2 protein-coding genes are annotated in these 844 nt (G+C 62.7%); one reads left to right on the top strand and one right to left on the bottom strand.

Translation table 11 applies throughout. The features are described from left to right. Positions 1-182: winged helix-turn-helix transcriptional regulator (locus tag O4H53_RS26960; protein WP_269368087.1), on the top strand; the 182-nt coding region annotated here is incomplete at its 5' end. Positions 183-241: 59 nt separating this feature from the next. On the opposite strand, the gene O4H53_RS26955 is transcribed toward O4H53_RS26960, so the two are convergent. Continuing rightward, the coding region (locus O4H53_RS26955; protein WP_331284260.1) for a putative glycolipid-binding domain-containing protein at positions 242-844 on the bottom strand (603 nt) is incomplete at its 5' end.

The raw sequence follows: 844 nt of genomic DNA, 5'->3' as shown, positions 1-844 counted from the left end.
TGCCGGATGCCGACCGCCGCGTGCTGGTGCGGGCCTTGCGACAGCTTGAGGCAGATTTGCTGGTGACCCGGTCCGGGACATTGCAGGTCACCTACAGGCTCACCAGGGATGCGGTCGCGCTGGCGCGAATTCTGCACGATCTGTCCGATTGGCAGGCGCAGCGCGGCAGTTTGACTGAATAGGTATTCCGTTTGCCCGGATTTTCGTCTGATCAATTTGGCCCGGAGCGCCGGACGCGCCCCTACCGGACCGCGACCCAGAGGTCGGGATAGGAGCGGATGACACCGAAGCCATCCGTCTCCAGCTCCGCCTGATAGCCATGGATCGGCGAGGCATAGGCATAGGTTGTGGCTGATGTCCGGTGATAGCTCTGCACCAATGGCTTCAGGGTCCAGTCTTCGGAGTCGAGCCAAAGCGCGGTTGTCTCTGTCCTGTCGCCGATCCCGAGGCCAAGGCGCCGGATCGCATTGGTATTGCTGGCCGGGGTGAACCCCAAATCGACGTCGAGCAGGGCTTCGCTGCCCGGGACGGCTTGTCCGTTGAGTTGCCAGCCTGCCGCGTCGCTGCGTTCGATCACAAGAGAGAGTGGCCGGTGACCTACCCAGCCGTTAACAACCGCCAAGCGGCTCGTCCAGTCAGGTGCGCAGAGAAGCGAATAGGAAAGACAGGCGACCGCGCCCTCATGCAGGAAGTTTGCCTGTCCCTCGATCGCCCACCCCTCGTCCCGCGAGACAAACCGGCAGGCATCCGTGCCCGAAGTATCAAGGCGCTTCCAAAGGACAGAAGGATATTCCATGTCGACCTCCAAGGCATCGCACTCCACGCGCCGGTTGTAGCCGCCTGC

Origin of the sequence: Sulfitobacter sp. G21635-S1, assembly GCF_027213915.1 — a bacterium.
Lineage (GTDB): Bacteria > Pseudomonadota > Alphaproteobacteria > Rhodobacterales > Rhodobacteraceae > Sulfitobacter.
The sequence above is the reverse complement of the archived record's forward strand: the minus strand, read 5'-3'. Positions and strand labels throughout refer to the sequence as shown.